Annotated in this window: 12 protein-coding genes; 7 read left to right on the forward strand and 5 right to left on the reverse strand. The window is 61.5% G+C overall.

From position 1 onward, the window contains the following. The 6 genes from JV201_RS29485 to bcsQ form a co-directional block, all read left to right on the forward strand. Positions 1-208: cellulose synthase subunit BcsC-related outer membrane protein (locus tag JV201_RS29485; RefSeq protein WP_257903278.1), on the forward strand; the 208-nt coding region annotated here is incomplete at its 5' end. A 16-nt stretch (positions 209-224) separates the two neighbouring features. Beyond that, positions 225-896, forward strand: a complete 672-nt coding sequence (locus JV201_RS01430) for an SGNH/GDSL hydrolase family protein (RefSeq protein WP_003218072.1) — start codon at positions 225-227, stop codon at positions 894-896. Then, positions 896-1561, forward strand: a complete 666-nt coding sequence (locus tag JV201_RS01435; RefSeq protein WP_219406411.1) for an alginate O-acetyltransferase AlgF — start codon at positions 896-898, stop codon at positions 1559-1561. Before JV201_RS01430 ends, JV201_RS01435 begins: the two co-directional genes overlap by 1 nt. A 17-nt stretch (positions 1562-1578) precedes the next feature. Further along, entirely contained in the window at positions 1579-2994 is a 1416-nt protein-coding gene (locus tag JV201_RS01440) for an MBOAT family protein (protein WP_219406412.1), read from the forward strand. 12 nt (positions 2995-3006) lie between these two features. Beyond that, positions 3007-4134: a cell division protein FtsQ gene (locus tag JV201_RS01445; protein WP_008435708.1), complete on the forward strand. Its 1128-nt coding sequence runs from the start codon at positions 3007-3009 to the stop codon at positions 4132-4134. Between the two features lie 173 nt (positions 4135-4307). Further along, complete coding sequence (gene bcsQ, locus JV201_RS01450) at positions 4308-5249, forward strand: cellulose biosynthesis protein BcsQ (protein ID WP_177021036.1); 942 nt, start codon at positions 4308-4310, stop codon at positions 5247-5249. Positions 5250-5491: 242 nt separating this feature from the next. Here bcsQ and JV201_RS01455 read toward each other — a convergent pair whose 3' ends face one another. From JV201_RS01455 to JV201_RS01475, 5 genes are all read right to left on the reverse strand, one after another. Next, on the reverse strand, positions 5492-6706 hold the full coding sequence (locus JV201_RS01455) for a methyltransferase (protein ID WP_219406413.1): 1215 nt from the start codon (positions 6704-6706) through the stop codon (positions 5492-5494). Then, positions 6687-7376: an ABC transporter permease gene (locus JV201_RS01460; protein WP_219407125.1), complete on the reverse strand. Its 690-nt coding sequence runs from the start codon at positions 7374-7376 to the stop codon at positions 6687-6689. Before JV201_RS01460 ends, JV201_RS01455 begins: the two co-directional genes overlap by 20 nt. A 38-nt stretch (positions 7377-7414) precedes the next feature. Next, positions 7415-8110, reverse strand: a complete 696-nt coding sequence (locus JV201_RS01465; RefSeq protein ID WP_003218063.1) for an ABC transporter permease — start codon at positions 8108-8110, stop codon at positions 7415-7417. A 73-nt stretch (positions 8111-8183) separates the two neighbouring features. Further along, positions 8184-8936 carry an ABC transporter substrate-binding protein gene (locus tag JV201_RS01470; protein ID WP_003218061.1) on the reverse strand — a complete coding sequence of 251 codons (753 nt, stop codon included), beginning with the start codon at positions 8934-8936 and terminating at the stop codon, positions 8184-8186. A gap of 13 nt (positions 8937-8949) precedes the next feature. Continuing rightward, positions 8950-9723, reverse strand: coding sequence for an ABC transporter ATP-binding protein (locus tag JV201_RS01475; protein WP_003218059.1), 774 nt, complete (start codon positions 9721-9723; stop codon positions 8950-8952). 554 nt (positions 9724-10277) lie between these two features. Here JV201_RS01475 and gabP point away from each other — a divergent pair. Beyond that, positions 10278-11669 (forward strand): GABA permease, encoded by a 1392-nt coding sequence (gabP, locus tag JV201_RS01480; RefSeq protein ID WP_003218057.1) that lies wholly within the window; start codon positions 10278-10280, stop codon positions 11667-11669. Positions 11670-11676: the final 7 nt, after the last annotated feature.

An 11676-nucleotide genomic window follows, 5' to 3' on the forward strand; every position in this document is an offset into this window, starting at 1 on the left:
CAGCAAGACCGGCATCGGCTACAGCTTCAACGCCGCCGCCGAATACCGCCTCAGCTCGCGCTTTTACCTGGGTGGCGAAGTCGGTCTCGACAACGCCCAAGACTATCGCCAATACGTCGGTAACGCCTACCTGCGCTACTTGTTTGAAGACCTGAGCGGGCCTATGCCCTTGCCGGTCAGTCCGTACCGTTCCCCTTATTCGAATTGATTGATAGGAGTCATCCATGCCTGTTTCCGCTTCTGCTATTGCCGGCCTGACCCTGCTGGTATTGGGCGAAAGTCACATGAGCTTTCCTGATTCACTGCTCAACCCGCTGCAGGACAACCTCACCGCCCAGGGCGCCAAGGTTCACTCCATCGGCGCGTGCGGCGCCGGTGCAGCCGACTGGATCGTGCCGAAGAAAGTCGAGTGCGGTGCCGAGCGCCTGCCGGTTGGCAAGGCCGAGATTTTCGGCAAGAACGCCATGAGCACCACCCCGATCAAAGACCTGATCGCCAAGGACAAGCCGGACCTGGTGGTGATCATCATCGCCGACACCATGGCCTCGTACCCGGAGCCGCAGTTCCCGAAAGTCTGGGCCTGGAAAAGCGTGACTTCCCTGACCAAGGCCATCACCGAAACCGGCACCAAGTGCGTGTGGGTCGGGCCGGCGTGGGGCAAGGTCGGTTCGCAGTACAAGAAGGATGATGCGCGCACCAAGGTGATGTCGCAGTTCCTCGCCACCAACGTGGCGCCGTGCACCTACGTCGACTCGCTGACCTTCTCCAAGCCGGGCCAGTGGATCACCACCGACGGCCAGCACTTCACCATCGACGGCTACCAGAAGTGGGCCAAGGCGATCGGCGACTCCCTGGCGAAGTTGCCACCGGCCGCCGTGGGCAAAGGAGCGCAATGATGAAACGGATTACCCTGGGCCTGGCGACCTTGCTCGCCAGCGTCAGCGCCTACAGCGCCGACATCCCGCTTTACCCCACCGGCCCGGAGAAGGATTCGGCCTTCCTGCGCCTGGCCAACGGCACCGACGGCGAGCTGAAATTGCTGCCCCAGGGCTCCAAGGCCAGCCTGGTCTTGGGTGGCGACAAACTGGTGTCTGACTACCTGCCGGTGTCGGGCGGCCAGACCCCGATCAAGGGTGTGTTGAGCCAGGGCGGCAAGGATTCCGAGCTGGCCGTGACCGTCGCGCCGGGCGAGTTCGCCACCGTAGTGGCCGTGCCGGACGCCAAGGGCGGCACGCGCCAGTTGGTGATCCACGAACAGCCGGATGACTTCAACGCACTGAAGGCCTCGCTGGCCTTTATCAACGCCGACGCCGCCTGCGCCGACGCGAGCCTGGAAGCCGTGGCGCAAAAAGCCGAGCTGTTCAAGAAGGTCGCCGAAGGCGCGATTTCGCGCCGCATGATCAACCCGGTGGAACTGTCGGTGCAGCTCAAGTGCGCCAACGCGCCGGTGGGCCAGCCGCTGACCTTCACCCTCAAGGCCGGCGAACGCTACAGCGTGTTCGCACTGCCATCGGCCGCCGGTTCGAGGTTGCTGTTTACCTCCGACACGCTCGCTAACTGATCGGGCCCGACACCACCATGGTCTTTGCCTCACTGGAATTCCTCACGCTGTTCCTGCCGGCCTTCCTGTTGATTTATGCGCTGGCCCGTCCGGGCTGGCGCAACGTCATCCTGTTGATCGGCAGCTGGCTGTTCTACGGCTGGTTGAGCCCGCTGTTCCTGTTCCTGCACATGGTGTTGACCGTGGTGGCGTGGGTCGGCGGTTTGCTGGTGGACCGTTCCCGTGAAGACGGCAAGGGCCGGGTGCGGCTGTTGATCGCGTTGATCGTGTTCAACACCGCGGTGCTGTGTTGGTACAAGTACGCCAACATCGTCGCGGGCACCGTGAGTGAGGTAATCACCTGGTACGGCGCGATGCCGCTGGATTGGCAGCGCGTGGCGTTGCCGGCCGGGTTGTCGTTCATTGTGCTGCAGGCGATTTCGTACCTGGTGGATGTGCACCGGCACACCGTGCCGGTGGAGCGCAGCTTCATCAATTACGCGACCTATATCTCGATGTTCGGCCACTCGATTGCGGGCCCGATCATTCGTTATGACTGGGTGCGGCGCGAGCTGAACCAGCGTTATTTCAACTGGCCGAATTTCAGCCTTGGCGCCCGGCGTTTCATGATCGGCATGGGCATGAAAGTGCTGGTGGCCGACACCTTGTCGCCGTTGGTGGACATCGCCTTCCACCTGGAAAATCCGAGCCTGGTGGATGCCTGGATCGGCTGCCTGGCGTACTCGTTGCAACTGTTTTTCGACTTCGCCGGCTACAGTGCCATGGCCATCGGCCTGGGCTTGATGCTGGGCTTCCACTTCCCGGAAAACTTCAACCGGCCATACCTCGCCAGCAGCATCCAGGACTTCTGGCGGCGCTGGCATTTGTCGCTGTCCAGCTGGCTGCGGGACTACCTGTACATCGCCCTCGGCGGTAACCGCGATGGCGTATGGCGTACCTACCGCAACCTGTTCCTGACCATGGCGATTGCCGGGTTATGGCATGGCGGCGACAGTTGGAACTACCTGTTGTGGGGTTCGGCCCACGGTATCGCGTTGTGCATTGACCGGGCGTGGTCGCGCTCGAGCCTGCCGAGCATTCCGCCGGTGCTGTCGCACATCTTGACGCTGCTGTTTGTGTGCCTGGCCTGGACGCTGTTCCGCGCACCGGACTTCCATTCGGCACTGACCATGTACGCCGGCCAATTCGGCATGCATGGCATGGCCTTGGGTGATGCGTTGGCCGTGGCCATGCGCCCGGCTCATGGCATGGCCGCGTTGCTCGGTTTGGTGTGCATCATCGCGCCGATCTGGCAGACCCGCTGCGAGCAGCGTTTTGGTACGCAGCCCTGGTTTGTGGTGGCCGCATCCCTGTGGCCGTTGGCCGGGTTTGTGTTGTCGTTCGCGCTGATTGCCAGCCGCGATGCCGTGCCGTTTCTGTACTTTCAGTTCTAAGGAAGCCTGACGATGCCCGCCCCTACCGCGCCGACCCCACCGAGTGAATTGGCCGTCCGCACCAGCCCCCTGGCGGGCTGGGTGTTGGTGCCTTTCCTGGCGGCGGGGCTGTTGTCTTGCGTCTGGCTGATGGTCAAGGGGCCGGTGAGTTTCCTGCCGCCCAAGGTCGACAGCGACATGCTGCTGCACGGTGAAGTGACCCATCGGTTTGCCAAGGAACTGTCCAAGGCACCGATGGCCATCGAAGCGGCAAACCTGGAGCGCGGCGCCAGTTGGCTGGCGTTCGGCGACACCGGGCCGCGGGTGCGCCAGGGCTGCCCGGGCTGGCTGTTTATCAGCGATGAACTGAAGCTCAACCGGCATGCCGAAGACAATGCGCGCACCAAGGCCGACGCGGTGATCGACCTGAAAAAGCAGCTAGGCCAGCGCGGTATTGATCTGCAAGTGATGGTGGTGCCGGATAAAACCCGCATCGCCGCTGCCCAGCGTTGCGGCTTGTATCGTCCGGCCGTGCTGGATGGCCGGATTCAGCAATGGAGCACGCTGTTGCAAGCGGCGGGCGTTGAAGTGCTGGATTTGACCGACACCCTGAAACCCCTCGGCCCGGACGCCTATCTGCGTACCGACACGCACTGGAGCGAAATCGGCTCGAATGCCGGCGCCCGCGCCGTGGCCCTGCGCATCCAGCAGCGCGGTATCCAGGCCACGCCGGAGCAAGCCTTCGACATTACCCAGGCACCGCTCGCACCGCGTCCGGGTGACCTGGTGCGCCTGGCCGGTCTCGACTGGTTGCCGCCGAAGTTACAGCCGGTGGGCGAGCAGGTTGCGGCCAGCACCGCGCATGAGAACGGCCCGGCGGCGTCGAGTAACCCTGACGATTTGTTTGGTGACGCCGGCCTGCCGAACGTGGCGCTGATCGGTACCTCGTTTTCGCGCAATTCGAATTTCGTGGGTTTCCTGCAAAAAGCCCTGAACGCTCCGGTGGGTAACTTCAGCAAGGACGGCGGCGAATTTTCAGGCGCCGCCAAGGCTTATTTCGACAGCCCGGCGTTCAAGCAGACGCCGCCCAAGCTGCTGATCTGGGAGATCCCGGAGCGGGATTTGCAAACACCTTACGACCCGATAAAGATTAGTCAGTAAATTGACCATTTACCGCTCGTCTTAAAGATTTCTTCAGAAACACCAAAATAATGACACTTTCATTCCTTTGTCACAGAATGCGTACACAAAGGCGCCCACAAAAAGACCTGCGGTAAGCATCAGTACAGCTGACCTTTCACGTCTTTAAGATGCGTCGTGAGGGAGTGTTGGCGATGAGCCGTACCGATGATCTTTTTTCGTTGTTCGATAAGACGACTGCCAGTGATGTTCAAGGGATGGATTCGATGCTGCAGTTCTTCGAAGACATGCCGGTCGACGACAGTGCCAGCCTCAATATGGGCAGTGGCGCGTCGTTCTCCCGACATTCCCCTTGTGCCAACGAGCAGTCCCGCGAAGCCGCGAACATCCGGGCGAAGGTGGTAGCGCTGGTTTCGGTCAATGGCGGCGTCGGCCGCAGCACCCTGGCCACGGCGCTGAGCAGCGGTTTGCAGCGCCTGGGACAGCCAGTGGTGGCGCTGGACCTGGACCCGCAAAACGCGCTCTATCACCACTTCGGCCTGAGCCACACCTTGCCCGGCATCGGGCGCACCAGCCTGCACAACGAGCGCTGGAGCCAGATCCTTCATTCAGGCTTTGCCGGTTGCCAGGTGATCACGTTTGGCGAAACCGATATCCGTCAGCAGGAAGACCTCCAGCGCTGGCTGAAACAGGAGCCGCATTGGCTGGCGCAACATTTGTCGGCCCTGGGCTTGGGTGAGCAGGACACGGTGATCATCGACACCCCGGCGGGCAATAACGTCTACCTGCATCAGGCACTGAACGTGGCCGATGTGGTGCTGGTCATCGCCCAGGCGGATGCGGCTTCCCTTGGCACCCTGGAGCAGATGGAGCAGTTGCTGGCGCCACACCTTGATGATCGGCCGGCGCTGCGTTGCCATTTCGTGATCAACCAACTCGACGAGACCTCGGGCTTTAGCCTGGACATGGTCGAGGTGTTCAGGAAGCGCCTGGGTGACAGCCTGTTGGAGGTGGTGCATCGGGATCCGGCGATCAGCGAGGCCCTGGCTTTTGGCAGCGATCCGCTGGATAACCAAGCCGCAAGCATGGCCTGTGACGATATCAATGCGCTTTGTCGCCTGCTGGTTGCCCGCTGAAAAGCCCGGGTTATGCCGCTAACCTCAGATGCTTATGCACAATCGGTTGGTTCGACCTGTCATCAAACCGCAATTTTGCGGAGCGGTTCTCATCACGCTGCAACTGCCTGTTTTGCGTGCGTTTTATTTTGTGAACAAAAAATGACCAGTCAGCATTTTGCGCCGCGAAGCTTGCCGGCAGGGCCTCTGCCAGAATTCCATCAACAGAGTTATCCACAGGGCACGTTGCGACAAAATGCCCTTTAATTGCGCTCGGCGAGCAGCATCAGGTTGCGCGGGGTGAGCGGTGTTTCGCAGAAGCTGCCGACTTGAACCCTGTAACCGTTTTCTTCGAGAAACAATGCCCGGTCCAGCACCAGCCACATTTCCAGCGGGCGCCGAAACAGACCACGCACTAATTCCAGGTTTCGCACCTGTGCCAAGCGCTGCCAGCCTTGGGCCTCCAGTGCCGACCAATCCTGTTCCCCTGTGGATAATCCCTTGAGGGCCGCCAGTTCGCGGCAGTAGTCGGCGAACGGCTTGGCCAGCCAACTCGCGGGCAGGGACGGAGTGGGCAGGTAAGCATCGCTCTTGCGCAGTTGCCGCTGCAGAACATCAAAACCCAGGCGCCTGGCCATCGACGTATCGCGCTGCTGACGCACCCGCGCGCCTGCGGTAACGGTTTCGCTCAGCGGCAGGCCGAGGTCTTCCACCGATAAATGCAGTGACGACGCCTGGGCGGCAATCGACAGCGGCTGGTACTGCTCGGCGCGGATGCGGTTGTAGCAGCAGGGTGCCACGGCCAACTGCTGGCAGCCGGCGGCGCTGGCCAGCCGGAGCAGGCGCACATGCAGGTCGCCGCAGGCGTGCAGTGCCACCGGGGTTTGTTCGCGGCTGATCTGTACGTCGGCCATCACGTCTTGCAGGCGATGGGTGACGGGCAATTGATGGTGTTCGCTGAGGGCTTGCCCTGAGGCGATGAGGGCCGGGTCGTATTCCAGGCAGGTCAGTTGCTGCCCGGGTTGCAACAGGCGGCGGCCGAGGTGGCCCTTGCCGGCACACCAGTCGAGCCAGTGTTCGGGGGTTTGGCGAAATTGCAGCGCGGCGCCGAAGGCTTCGATCTGCTGCCATTTGCGGCCGGGTACATCGACGTTTAAGCGATGACGGGCGGCCGGTAGCGGGCGGGACGGTAAGTTATCCACAGCACTGAGATTCAGCGACTGCATGGCCAGCTCAGGGAAAGGCGCAGGCGCCGGCAGGTGGTGAGGCTGGTTATGGCTGCTTTCCGCTTCGGCCAGCGAGCGCTGGCGCAGCCAATGGGCCAGTTCGGGATGCTGGGTTTCCCACGGCAATTGCAGGTGAGTAAAGGGCCGTGGTCGCCACAGCCCTTGATGTTCGGTGAGGAACGTATCCAGCGCCTGGAAGCGGGCGAGCAGTTGCTCACCCGTCAACAAGGCGTCAGCGGCCCTGGCAGGCATCGACCCGCAACCAGCGCTCCAGCACCTTGAAGAAGCGCACCAGGACGTAGGACATCAGCAGGTAGAACAAGCCGGCAGCGAAGAAGATCTCCACCGGCAGGTAGGTGCGGGCAATGATCGTGCGGGCCATGCCGGTCAGTTCCAGCAGGGTCACGGTACTGGCCAGGGCGCTGGCCTTGAGCATCAGGATCACTTCGTTGCTGTAGGCCGGCAGGCCGATGCGCGCGGCACGCGGCAGGATGATGTAGAACAGCGCCTTGGGCCTGGACATGCCCAGCGCCCGCGCGGCTTCGATTTCACCCGGCGGGATGGCCTGGATCGCGCCACGCAGGATCTCGGCGATATAGGCGGCGGTGTGCAGGGTCATGGTGGCGGTGGCGCACCAGAACGGGTCCCGCAGGTACGGCCACATGAAGCTTTCACGCACGGCGTCGAACTGTGCCAGGCCGTAGTACACCAGGAACAGCTGCACCAGCAGCGGCGTGCCGCGGAAGAAGAAAATGTAGCAGTAGGGCAGGGTGCGCACGTACCACAGGCGTGACGAGCGGGCGATGCCCAGCGGGATTGCCAGCAGCAGGCCGGCGATCACGGCGATGGCCACCAGCTCCAGGGTCAGGGTTGCGCCCTGGGCCAGTTTCGGCAGCCATTTGATGATCACGGCCCAGTTCAGGCCCAGGTCGAAATGCGACAGCCAGCTGTAGTCGCCACTCATTGCGTGCTCCTCGCAAAGCCGCGCGCGGCACGTTTTTCCAGGAAGTGCATGCCGGTCATCGCCAGGACAGTGAGGCCCAGGTACATGAAGGCCGCGACCATAAAGAAGGTGAAGGGCTGCTTGGTGACGGTCACGCCGATCTGCGCGTGGCGCATGATTTCTTCCAGGCCGATCACCGAGACCAGCGCGGTGTCCTTCATCAGAATCATGAACAGGTTGCCCAGGCCCGGCAGCGCGATGCGCCACATCTGCGGCATGATCAAGCGGGTGAAGATCCGGACCTTCGACAAGCCCAGTGCGACACCGGCTTCACGGTGGCCCTTGGGAATGGCCAGGATCGCGCCGCGGAAGACTTCCGTGGCGTAGGCGCCAAAGCACAGGCCCAGGGCGATCACCCCGGCGGCGAAAGCGCTGAGGGAAAGGTCGGGGTTGCCGAAAAACTCCCCGAGGGAGCGCATCAGGTTGACCGTGCCGAAGTAGATCAGCAGGACCCACAGCAGTTCCGGGATGCCGCGAACCAGGGTGGAGTAGCTGCCGCCAAGCCATTGCAGCGGCTTGTACGGGGAAGTCTTGGCCAGGGCGCCGGCCAGGCCGAGCACCAGCCCGAGGCACAGGGCGGTGAGCGCCAGCTTGACGGTCATCAGCGCGCCGGCGGCGAGCGCCGGGCCGAATCCGTAGAGGTCGAAATTCATGGTTTAGTCGTTTCGCAAGGCAAAGCTCAGGACCGGCGCACTCAAGCGAGCACGCCGGGCAGGCCATTCAGGATCACTCGATACTGAAAGGGAAGTACTTGTCGTTGATCTTCTTGTAGGTGCCGTCGGCCTTGATTTCAGCCAGGGCTTTGTTCAAGCGCTCGCGCAGCGGGTCGCCTTTGCGTACGGCGATACCGATCTTGTCGCTCTCGACCACCGGGTCGCCCTTGAATTCGTAGGCGGAACCGTCTTTGCTTTTCAGCCACTCGTACTGCACGTACTTGTCGGCGAGCATCCCGTCCAGGCGGCCGGAAGTCAGGTCGAGGTAGGCGTTTTCCTGGGTGTCGTAGAGCTTGGCGGTGGTGTCCGGCAGCTTGTCTTCCAGGTAGGTACCGGCCAGCGTTGCGCGCTGTGCACCGATGATCTTGCCCTTCAGGTAGTCCGCGTCGGTCTTGAAGTCTTTGTTGGCTTTGGGCGCGATGAACTGCAGCTTGTTGGAGTAGTACGGGTCGGTGAAGTCGACGGCCTGCTTGCGTTCATCGGTGATGGACAGCGAGGAGACCAGGAAGTCGAACTTCTTGGCATTCAGGGCCGGGATGATGCCGTCCCAGTCGGAGACATACACTTCGCACTTCTCGACTTTCATCTTGGCGCACAGGGCGTCGCCGATGTCCTTGTCGAAGCCGACGACGTTGCCGCTGGCATCTTTATTGTTGAACGGCGGGTAGGCCGCTTCGATCCCCATTTTCAAGGTTTCAGCCATCGCCGTGGCGCTGAACGCCATCGAAACAGCGGCGGCCAAGAGGAATTTTTTATAGTTCTGCATGCATGTTGCTCCGTTAGCGGTTGCTGGACATGAATTGTTTGCAGCGCGCCGAAAGCGGGTTTTCAAATACCTGCTGTGGCGATCCTTGCTCTTCGACCAGGCCCTGGTGCAGGAACACCACTTCACTGGACACCTGGCGGGCAAAGCCCATTTCATGGGTGACCAGCAGCATGGTGCGGCCTTCTTCGGCCAGGGCGCGGATCACATTAAGTACTTCCTGAACCATTTCCGGGTCAAGGGCCGATGTGGGCTCGTCGAACAGGATGACTTTGGGCTGCATGGCCAGGGTGCGTGCGATCGCGGCGCGTTGTTGCTGGCCGCCGGACAGTTGCGCGGGGTAGGCATGACGCTTGTCACTGATGCCAACCTTGGCCAGCAAGGCTTCGGCGATTTCAGTGGCTTCGGCCTTGCTCTGGCCGAGCACGCGGCGCGGGGCCTCGATGATGTTGTCGAGGACGCTCATGTGCGGCCACAGGTTAAAGTTTTGAAACACAAAACCGATTTCGCTGCGCAGGCGGTTGATCTGTTTGCCGTCGGCGGCCACCAGTTCGCCGTTTTTCGCAGCCTTGAGCTTGAGCTCTTCACCAGCCACCAGGATTTGCCCCTGGTGCGGGTTTTCCAGCAGGTTGATGCAGCGCAGGAACGTGGACTTGCCGGAACCGGAGGAACCCAGGATCGAGATCACATCGCCGTCGCGGGCGGTCAGCGAGATACCTTTAAGCACCTCCAGCTCACCATAGCGTTTATGCAAGTTGCGGATTTCAAGCGCGGGCGTGGCCTCAGCCATGTGCGGTCCTCATTGTGTTCATTGCGCTCCTGCTGTTGGCCCGCCTTCCTGGCGAGGCGCCAAGCTAGCATAGCGTCCGGATGACAGCCAACAGCCCTGCAGGCGGTAAACAGACGGTCTGCGGCAGGGTGTCGCATCGGCACAGCAGTGTGTCGCGCCATCAACAACCGAACAGCCGTTTGAACCAGTATTCCTACAGGTTTCGCGTAAAAAAGGGCGCGATGGTGCCAGCTTTGGCCGGGTGTTGGAAGGGTTAAACCGGCGAACGGTCCTTATCAGCCCTTTAATGGGGCGTCACGCACAAATTGTGTGTGTTTTTGGTGCACTGATTCGTCTTTCAAGTGAGTCGCACAGTAACGCTATAGCGGAATGCCATTAGTGTCAGTGACTTACGAGAGCTATTGAGTTTCCCTACAGCCCGTGTCAATCGCGGCTCTGTAACATTTTGGCGCAAATCTTGCGTAAAAAATAAAGAACGCCCCGTTGGTTTCTTTTCACGAGAAAGACGCCAGACCGGGTGGACCATATTCGCAATTCCTCGCAAAGGTGTGTCAATGAGTAGTACGCAAAGCTCCAATGACCTCGAACAGGGGCTCAAACCGCGTCACGTCACCATGCTGTCGATTGCCGGCGTTATCGGTGCCGGGTTGTTTGTGGGCTCCGGCCACGCGATTGCTGCGGCAGGCCCGGCCGTGCTGCTGGCTTATGCCGCCGCCGGTACGCTGGTGGTGTTGGTGATGCGCATGCTGGCCGAGATGGCCGTGGCATCGCCGGACACGGGTTCGTTCTCTACTTATGCCGACCGTGCGATCGGACACTGGGCCGGTTTCACCATCGGCTGGTTGTACTGGTGGTTCTGGGTGCTGGTGATTCCGCTGGAAGCCAACGCTGCCGCGACCATCCTGCACGCCTGGTTCCCCGGCGTGGCGATCTGGGCCTTCACCCTGATCATTACCTTGCTGCTGACCGCGACCAACCTGTTCAGTGTGAAGAACTACGGCGAGTTCGAGTTCTGGTTTGCGCTGATCAAAGTGGTGGCGATCATCGGGTTTGTGATCCTCGGCATCCTGGCGATCTTCGGCTTCCTGCCGGGCAGTCAGGTCAGCGGCGTTTCGCACCTGTTCGACACCCAGGGCTTCCTGCCCAACGGCATGGGCGCGGTATTGGCGGCGATCCTGACCACCATGTTCTCGTTCATGGGCACCGAGATCGTGACCATCGCGGCCGCTGAATCGAAGAACCCGGGCCAGCAGATTTCCAAGGCCACCAACTCGGTGATCTGGCGGATCGGCTTGTTCTACCTGGTGTCGATCTTCATCGTCGTGGCCCTGGTGCCGTGGAATGATCCTGCGCTGGCAGCGGTCGGTTCCTACCAGACCGTGCTGGAACGCATGGGCATCCCGAATGCCAAGCTGATCGTTGACCTGGTGGTGCTGGTGGCCGTGACCAGTTGCCTGAACTCGGCGCTGTACACCGCTTCGCGCATGATGTTCTCCCTGGGCCGTCGCGGTGATGCACCGGCGGTGTCCAAGATCACCAACAAGAGCGGCACGCCTTACTGGGCGGTGTTGCTGTCTACCGGCGCGGCGTTCCTGGCGGTATTCGCCAACTACGTGGCGCCGGCGGCGGTGTTTGAATTCCTGCTGGCCAGCTCCGGCGCCATCGCGCTGCTGGTGTACCTGGTGATCGCCGTGTCGCAACTGCGCATGCGCCAGAAACGCACGGAAGCGGGCGAGAAGATTGCCTTCAAGATGTGGCTGTTCCCGGGCCTGACGTATGCGGTGATCGTGTTCATCGTGGGCGTGCTGACGATCATGTTGTTCCAGGAAGCGCATCAGGTGGAGATCATTGCCACCGGGATCCTGAGCTTGCTGGTAGTTGCGGCGGGGCTGATGGTGTCGCGTCGGCGCAAGGGCCGGAAGGTTGGGGCTGCGGTGCTTAATTGATGGAATG

It is taken from the genome of Pseudomonas sp. Colony2 (assembly GCF_019382755.1).
In the GTDB taxonomy this organism is placed as follows: domain Bacteria; phylum Pseudomonadota; class Gammaproteobacteria; order Pseudomonadales; family Pseudomonadaceae; genus Aquipseudomonas.

What these genes read in the sequence shown, in the direction of transcription:
- JV201_RS01430 (WP_003218072.1), top strand. Translation starts at nt 225, where the DNA reads ATGCCTGTTTCCGCTTCTGCTATTGCCGGCCTGACCCTGCTGGTATTG.
- JV201_RS01435 (WP_219406411.1), top strand. Translation starts at nt 896, where the DNA reads ATGAAACGGATTACCCTGGGCCTGGCGACCTTGCTCGCCAGCGTCAGC.
- JV201_RS01440 (WP_219406412.1), top strand. Translation starts at nt 1,579, where the DNA reads ATGGTCTTTGCCTCACTGGAATTCCTCACGCTGTTCCTGCCGGCCTTC.
- JV201_RS01445 (WP_008435708.1), top strand. Translation starts at nt 3,007, where the DNA reads ATGCCCGCCCCTACCGCGCCGACCCCACCGAGTGAATTGGCCGTCCGC.
- bcsQ (WP_177021036.1), top strand. Translation starts at nt 4,308, where the DNA reads ATGAGCCGTACCGATGATCTTTTTTCGTTGTTCGATAAGACGACTGCC.
- JV201_RS01455 (WP_219406413.1), bottom strand. Translation starts at nt 6,706, where the DNA reads ATGCCTGCCAGGGCCGCTGACGCCTTGTTGACGGGTGAGCAACTGCTC.
- JV201_RS01465 (WP_003218063.1), bottom strand. Translation starts at nt 8,110, where the DNA reads ATGAATTTCGACCTCTACGGATTCGGCCCGGCGCTCGCCGCCGGCGCG.
- JV201_RS01470 (WP_003218061.1), bottom strand. Translation starts at nt 8,936, where the DNA reads ATGCAGAACTATAAAAAATTCCTCTTGGCCGCCGCTGTTTCGATGGCG.
- JV201_RS01475 (WP_003218059.1), bottom strand. Translation starts at nt 9,723, where the DNA reads ATGGCTGAGGCCACGCCCGCGCTTGAAATCCGCAACTTGCATAAACGC.
- gabP (WP_003218057.1), top strand. Translation starts at nt 10,278, where the DNA reads ATGAGTAGTACGCAAAGCTCCAATGACCTCGAACAGGGGCTCAAACCG.